At 67.6% G+C, this 6,811-nt stretch carries 6 protein-coding genes and 1 pseudogene; 4 read left to right on the top strand and 3 right to left on the bottom strand.

Annotated features, from left to right (window positions below; translation table 11 throughout):
• The 4 genes and pseudogenes from ACSNN8_RS13835 to istB form a co-directional block, all read left to right on the top strand.
• Positions 1–462, top strand: a 462-nt coding sequence (locus ACSNN8_RS13835; RefSeq protein ID WP_436649578.1) for a hypothetical protein, incomplete at its 5' end; no start/stop codon positions are given.
• A 261-nt stretch (positions 463–723) separates the two neighbouring features.
• The gene (locus ACSNN8_RS13830; RefSeq protein WP_436649577.1) at positions 724–1,398 is read left to right on the top strand and encodes a hypothetical protein; all 675 of its coding nucleotides are present in this window, start codon (positions 724–726) and stop codon (positions 1,396–1,398) included.
• Positions 1,399–1,507: 109 nt separating this feature from the next.
• Positions 1,508–2,461, top strand: a pseudogene (locus tag ACSNN8_RS13825) (Mu transposase domain-containing protein); the annotation flags it as partial.
• A 37-nt stretch (positions 2,462–2,498) separates the two neighbouring features.
• Positions 2,499–3,275, top strand: a complete 777-nt coding sequence (gene istB / locus ACSNN8_RS13820; RefSeq protein ID WP_436649579.1) for an IS21-like element helper ATPase IstB — start codon at positions 2,499–2,501, stop codon at positions 3,273–3,275.
• Positions 3,276–4,089: 814 nt separating this feature from the next.
• On the opposite strand, the gene ACSNN8_RS13815 is transcribed toward istB, so the two are convergent.
• The 3 genes from ACSNN8_RS13815 to ACSNN8_RS13805 form a co-directional block, all read right to left on the bottom strand.
• Positions 4,090–5,205, bottom strand: coding sequence for a hypothetical protein (locus tag ACSNN8_RS13815; RefSeq protein WP_436649576.1), 1,116 nt, complete (start codon positions 5,203–5,205; stop codon positions 4,090–4,092).
• Entirely contained in the window at positions 5,202–5,735 is a 534-nt protein-coding gene (locus ACSNN8_RS13810; protein ID WP_436649575.1) for an RNA polymerase sigma factor, read from the bottom strand. The genes ACSNN8_RS13815 and ACSNN8_RS13810 overlap by 4 nt, the downstream gene beginning before the upstream one ends.
• Before the next feature lie 805 nt (positions 5,736–6,540).
• Positions 6,541–6,732: a hypothetical protein gene (locus ACSNN8_RS13805; RefSeq protein WP_436649574.1), complete on the bottom strand. Its 192-nt coding sequence runs from the start codon at positions 6,730–6,732 to the stop codon at positions 6,541–6,543.
• Between the last annotated feature and the right edge of the window lie 79 nt (positions 6,733–6,811).

Here is a 6,811-nt window from a genome sequence, read left to right as displayed (position 1 = left end):
ACTTGGGAGAATCCGCCGGTGAGTCAGTACATCGAGTTCTTCGCCGCTCCTAGCGACGCCGCTGCGGCTGCCATACGTACCACGGGTCCAGCCGAAAGATATGCGGTTATAGACGCCAACAACCTCTATTTCGATGCCGATGACGCAGTGATCGCGTGGCGGAATCTGTTGACCGGCCGCGCCGGTCTCTACCTGTCTGAGCAGGATGACCTGCGCATGGTGGCGGACTTCGTCAACGACGGCAGCGCCGTGTTCGCCCTGCCGGACGAGCTTGTCGCCAGTCTGATCAGGGCGTCCCCCTCCCAACTACGTGACGTTGCTGGGGCATGGGTTCCGGCGGTGGTAGCGGATGGCACGGAAATCGATGTGGATACTGCGGTGGTCCTCATGTCTAGGATCGCTGAACTCGCGAGAGCCACGGCAGGCACGGAGGACCGTCTCTACTGTTGGGTGGCTTGCTGATTGCTCCCGTTAGCCACTCCGCGCCCCGGTCCGTCAATCGCCTGCACGCCGGCCAGCCGAACAAGTGAGGGCACTGGCTTCCCTCGGGAACTCACCGGCCGGCACATCGCCTCGATGTTCGGCCTCACCGCCAAACCCGCCCTGCGCTACGCCAAAGCCACCTGGCCACAAGCCGAGTAACCAGCCCATGCGCCAGCCGCAGCCCTACGAGTACCGACCGAGCATGCCGCATCCAGAACCGACAGAAAGCACCAGTACACGATGAACCAGCCAGACCGCCGAACCGACCGTGGGCTGCTCGATATCATCCACGGCACACCCTGGCTCGCTGACCTTTTCGCACTCTTCGACTTCGATGTCTCCCGACAGGCCGAAGGACCAGTCGAGCCAGTGAAGCTGGCTGACGGCAGCAGCCTGGAGATGATCGCCGGGGCGGCCGACGGCGGAGCCTTCTTCCTCGTCGGAGAAGGCCCCGTTCGCCCCGTCCTCTATGTCGGCTCGGAGGGTGCAGGAGGGCTCATCGCACGCAGCCTGCGTGACGCTCTGGCCATCATCACCGGACTACCCAGCCTGCACGATGCGACGACCTTCTCCCTCGAGGAGGATGAGGGACGACGCCTACTTGGATGGCTGGCGGAGGCCGACGCCGCCATCCGCGAGGACTGGGCGACCTTGGATCAGGACCGCGAGCGCGTCCGGGCGACTCTCGACCTGCCACCTGCCTACGACCTACTGCCTTCGCTTCACGCTGCAGCCGCCGACGAGAGGTACCGCCCGGTCAACGACCACGGCGACCGATATCGCTCGATGATCGATCCAGGCGAGGCTGACGACGCCATGGCCATCAATGTCTCTGCCACCATGCCTCGCGTCGTCCGCACAGAGTCTGCGTCCGAGTCAGCCGACCCGATACCTGGACAGATCGAGCTGTTCTGAAACGACGAATGCCAGCACGCACGGAGGCGCGAACTCACCGACGCCTGGACACGCACAGCCGCGAGTTGACCCGTTTGCCTCTTCAGTTTTCGTGAACTCACCGGGGATCGGCTTCGACGCTTTCTGCTGCGTGCCCGGCATCGAGGGCGCGCATGAGAAAGGCAGCGTCGAAGCTAAGATCGGTAGGTTCCGACGCACCCACTTGTCGCCGGTCCCAGCGATGGACAGCCTGTCCGAGCTCAACGCCATGATCGAGAAGGCCGATCATGCCGATGACGACCGGTGGATCACCGGCCGCACGAGGACGGCTCGCGAGGACTTCATCATCGAGCAGCCGCTGCTCGACTACCTTCCGGCGGACGAGCTCGAGACAGGGCAGTGGCTGCAGCCGCGGGTGGACCGGTTCTCGCGGGTCACAGTGCGCTGCTGCCTCTATCTGGTGTCGGCCCGGCTGATTGGCCGACAGGTCCGCGTCCTGCTGCGGGCGTCCGAGGTGATCATGTTCGACGGCCGAGCCGAGGTCGCCAGGCACCCACGGTCGGTGATGAAGGGGGCCCAGGCGGTGCTACTCGACCACTACCTCAAGGTGTTCACCCGCAAACCCGGAGCGTTACTAGGCGCCACGGCGCTGGCGCAGGCCCGCGACAACGGCACCTTCACCACGACTCATGACGCGTTTTGGGCCGCCGCCCGGCGGGCGCACGGCGATGCCGGCGGCACCCGTGCCCTGATCGAAGTACTGCTGCTGCACCGGCATCTGCCCCACTCCGCGGTAATCGCCGGGATCGAGAGCGCGCTGCGGGTCGGCGCCGTCACCGCGGACATCGTCGCAGTCGAGGCCCGCAAACAAGCTCACCGCCCTCCGCGTCGGCCGGCGCCCGTCCCAGACGGCGAGCGGTCGGCGCAGGTCGTGAGCCTCACCGAGCGGCGCCTGGCCGACCCCGCCGCCGTGATCGGCGGCCTGCCACCGGACCCGCGCCCGCTGCCCAGCGTCGCGCACTACGACGAGCTGCTCACTCTGCGCGCCCGCCGAGGCGCCCGGCCCACCGGGAGGGTGTCATGACCACCGGCTTCGCCCACCGCGGCCGTGGCCTGACCGAATAGGCCGCCGACGCCGCCATCGACTCCGCCTGCCGCGCGCTGCGCCTGCCCACCCTGACGATTCTCCGAAGCCGCGATGCCGCCCAGCGCCAGCAGCTCACCTACCGGGGTTCCTCGCCGAACTTCTGCTGGCCGAGTGCGACGAACGCGACCGGCGGCGCTCCGAACGCCGCATCCGCGCTGCCGGGTTTCCACGGGAGAAGTGGCTTCAGGATTTCGACTTCGAGGCCAATCCCAGTGTCAACCCAGCCATGATCCACACGCTGGCCAGCTGCGCTTGGGTCCGCAACGGCGAACCCCTATGCGCCATCGGAGACTCTGGCACCGGCAAGAGCCATCTGCTCATTGGGCTGGGCGCCGCAGCCGCCATGGCAGGGCATCGCGTCCGCTACGTCATGGCCGCGAAACTGGTCAACGAACTCGTCGAGGCCGCCCACGACAAACAACTCACCAAAACCATCGCCCGCTACGGCCGCGTCGACCTGCTCTGCATCGACGAACTCGGCTACATGGAACTCGACAAGCGCGGCGCCGAATTACTCTTCCAGGTCCTCACCGAACGTGAGGAGAAAGCCTCCGTCGCCATCGCCTCCAACGAAGCCTTCTCGGGCTGGACCAAAACCTTCACCGACCCACGGCTCAGCGCCGCGATCGCCGACCGGCTCACCGTCGGCGGCAACATCATCCACTGGCACCGACTCCTACCGGCTTGCCCGCACCCGAACCCAGATCGTCGAACAACGCGCCGGCAGCAGCTACGAATCGGCCCTCGGTGACCCGCGCGGATCTCCCGGAATCCAGCTCAGCAGCCAGGCATACTGCCGCCTGTGAACGTTGACGCAGTCCGTGTCGAGGGCTACCAGGAAGTGCTAGCCCTCCATCGTTTCCTCTTCGAAAGCAAACTTGACGATCTCACCAGCATCTACGCCGGAAGCCCTTACATCGCCGCGGTCCAAAACCGCCTCGCCGACGCTCTCGAGGCTGCGGACCCTGGAGCCGGGTGGAGCAACTGGCGCGCGGCAGAACGACACCAGGGCCGGATCGAAGCAGTCCGGCGCCATCTGCGATCGAGCGGCAACACATGGAACGACATGAGCACGGATACACGCACCGCCTACGTCCGCGACCTACTCGCGCCGCTACTGCTCTCAGAGCCACTATTGGCAGAGTTGATCGCGACCCAAGCTCTTCCGGGGCCAGCTAGCTAGCGACTGCCCGCGACAGAACTCCCCACCCATCAACGCCCGCACGAGCCGGGGCCAAATACGAGCGCCCCAGCCATCCACGCTCACCAGTGGCCGTCGAAAGACCCATCCAACGGCACTACACGTCGCGGAACGCTGCCATCGGGCCATCCATGCCCGCCCAAGCGGGGCCACTCAACACCGTCGCAATCACCGGTAGCTGAGGCTGCGCCGGGCGGTAATTGCCGATGAAGCAGCGGTGCTACCGGCGTGGGCGGCCTCGCCAACTGTTGCCGGCCGGGACCGCCAAGCGGCAGGCGTTGCCGTTCTTGCCGTCAGCCACCGGTGCGCGCGCCTGCGGACAGCATCGGGGCCTGCGGCAGCACGGCAGGAGCTCGCGAGGCGGTCAGCACACGGACGCCCGGTACGCCTGAACCTCTGCGGCGCTTGCCCGGCCGCTGGGCACCGCGTCGGCGATCTTCCGGATGAGCTGTGGTGTCGCGGTGCGCCCTTCCAAGGCTTGCAGTGTCCGCCAGCCGGCGCTGCTCAACAATGCCTGGTTTGCTCGGGTCAGGGCGGCGCCATCGCCGGTAGCCTTGGCGCGCTGCCATTCGATCAGCCAGCCACACGTGACCCGCTTGACGAGCGCGTCGTCGAGCTCAAGGGTGCTGCCGGAGGGCAGCTCCTTCGCACTCGTCCAGGCATTCCAGTCCGGTGGCGGCGGCATGTCCTCAGACAGCAGCCGGGCGACCCGGGTCCCGGCTTCGCCCTCGCGGTCCGTCTGAGCCGCCGTGGTGGCCGCCCAGGTCCCCGCGTCGACCCGGCGCATCGTGGTGAGAAACGCCCGGGCGGTGGCACCGGTGAACCCCTTCCCGCCGTTCAGCACAGCCATCACACCGTCACGCGGTTCGGTCGCGACCGTGAAGGTCCCCTTGCTGGGCACGAGCAGATAACCCGTCAGCCCGCCGACCGACACCTTCCTGCTGCTGGGCCACCGATCAGTGCGGCGTTGCGAGTAATCCGTCTCGGGATACCAGGTCACCTCCAATCGGCGCCCACCCTTCTCGTAGGTCATCTCGCCCTGGCGTACACCGAACGGCTCGAGGTGGATGACCTTCCACCCGGGCTCGCCGGGCGTCAGCCGCGGACTGTCCTGCGCGGCCAGGACGATCCGCTCCGGATCCAGCACGCCGCTCACCAACGGCATGGACGATGGCGTCGGCGGAGGCGTAGAGGGCGGAGCGGACGGCGAAGGTACAGCGGGAGACGACACCGGCGTCGACACCGGCGTCGCGGGAGCGTCGGGATCGCCGTGCCGGGTGGCCGGGACGACGACCACGGCGACCGCGACCACCGCCGCGGCGACACCCGCCACGACAAGCCCGAACGAGCGTCGCGAACCGACAGGTTCGGCGACGATCTGCTCGAGCAGTTCACCAGCGGCCGCCTTGACGGCCTCACCCTCGGGCCGGCGGTACGGGTCCGCATCGCGGAGCAACTGGTCGATCTGCTCGCCGCTCATCGCTCGTCCTCCAGGTTGTATGCGGCTGAGACACGCTCGGATGGCTCCAGCAACTCCCGGAAGCGGGCACGAGCCCGCGACAGCCGGGTCCGTGCCACCGCCGGGCTGATGCCCAGGACGACCGCTATCTCGCGCGGCTCGAGACCTTCCCAGAACGTCAGCATCAGGACCTCCCGGTCCGGTTCGGCCAGCCGGGTCAGCATCGAGCGAACCGACACCCGCACCGGTACTACTACCGAGGGGTCCGCGGCGGGGGCCGCGCGCAGCAGGTGCCGTAGCCGCTCGCCGAGGCGCTCCCGTCGCACCCCGCCGCGGTGGTGGTTGGCCAGGACCCGGCGGGCCACGCCGTACAGCCACAGCTTGGCCTCGTCCCCGTCCGGCATCTCCCGAGCTCGCCGCCACGCGATGAGAAACGTCTCGGAGACCACGTCCGCCGCGTCGTCGGGCTGGTCGACACGCCGCAGCGCGTACGCCAGCAGCGACTCGAACATGGCCTCATAGACGTCGCGGAAGTGCTGCTCGTGATCCATCCGTGCTCTCACGCTCGGGTACATGTCCGGTGCAGAGGAGATCGTGACAGCCAGAGCCCAAAAGATTCGATCATGCTGTGCCGTCGCTAGTCGGCCGCTACGACACAGCACCGATCCCGTGACGACTCTTTCGCCGCATCCTGCTGTTGATCAACCGGCCGGCCCAGAGGTGCTCTTCGCGTACCGAAACCGCTGTCGTGCCGCCGCGCCTGCGAAGAAGAGCCGCCCGCGGCGGAACGTCAGGCCCTCTGCCCAGCATGAGGCCACCGTCGCCCACCGCGCTCGGCCGGCGGGCGTCTGCGTACTCCAGCTCGAGCCGGGAATCCCATGGCGCGGACAGACTTGGCCATGCCGCGCCGGTCACCCGGTCTCAGGGGGTCACTTCGGTAGCCGCCCGTCAGCGTTCGGTGCTCCACCGGCTCGGGCACCAGCCTTGTTTGCGCAGCGCACCCAGAACTTCCTGAGTGCCATATACACCCAAGACGCCGGCCAGCCCCGCCACGGCCGTCTGCGCTACGTCTGCCCACGTCAACATCATGTCGTCACGATCGGCGAGCCGAGAAGCGACTTAAGACCCGCTTCGCGAGGCGTTGTCGCCGCCAAGCGGGAACCGCCGGAATAGGCACTCGCTCGCAACAGCCTTGAGGCCGGTAAACGACTGCGGTTGCCGGGCGCGAGTGCGGACCCAACGGCGCACGGCACCGCGGTCGGCTTCTTTCGTGGCACCGTGGCTGTCCGTCTGCTGCGTGGCGTCGCTGGTGTAACCGGCCCGGCCGGCGCCTACCCATCGCCGACGTGGATCCGTTCACGGTGGCGTACCGGGCAGGAACCAGCGCCCGGGCTCCACCTCCAGCCGCTCGGCGTCGGCTTCGTCCAGCAGTTCCCTGAGGATCGACCGCCGTGGCGCGGATTCTCGTGCGTCCTGGCCGGGCGTCGAGCGCCAGTCGGGCTCGGGAAGGAACTCGACGTGACCGTTGCCCCGCAGCCACCGCTTCATCGCACCCTCGCTTGATCTCAAGGCGAGCCTGCAGGATCGCTCACGTACTAGGCGTCCGTAAATCTGGCACGACTAGTAC

The sequence above is a fragment of the Actinoplanes sp. URMC 104 genome, assembly GCF_051386375.1.
In the GTDB taxonomy this organism is placed as follows: Bacteria; Actinomycetota; Actinomycetes; order Mycobacteriales; family Micromonosporaceae; genus Actinoplanes.
The sequence above is the reverse complement of the archived record's forward strand: the minus strand, read 5'-3'. Positions and strand labels throughout refer to the sequence as shown.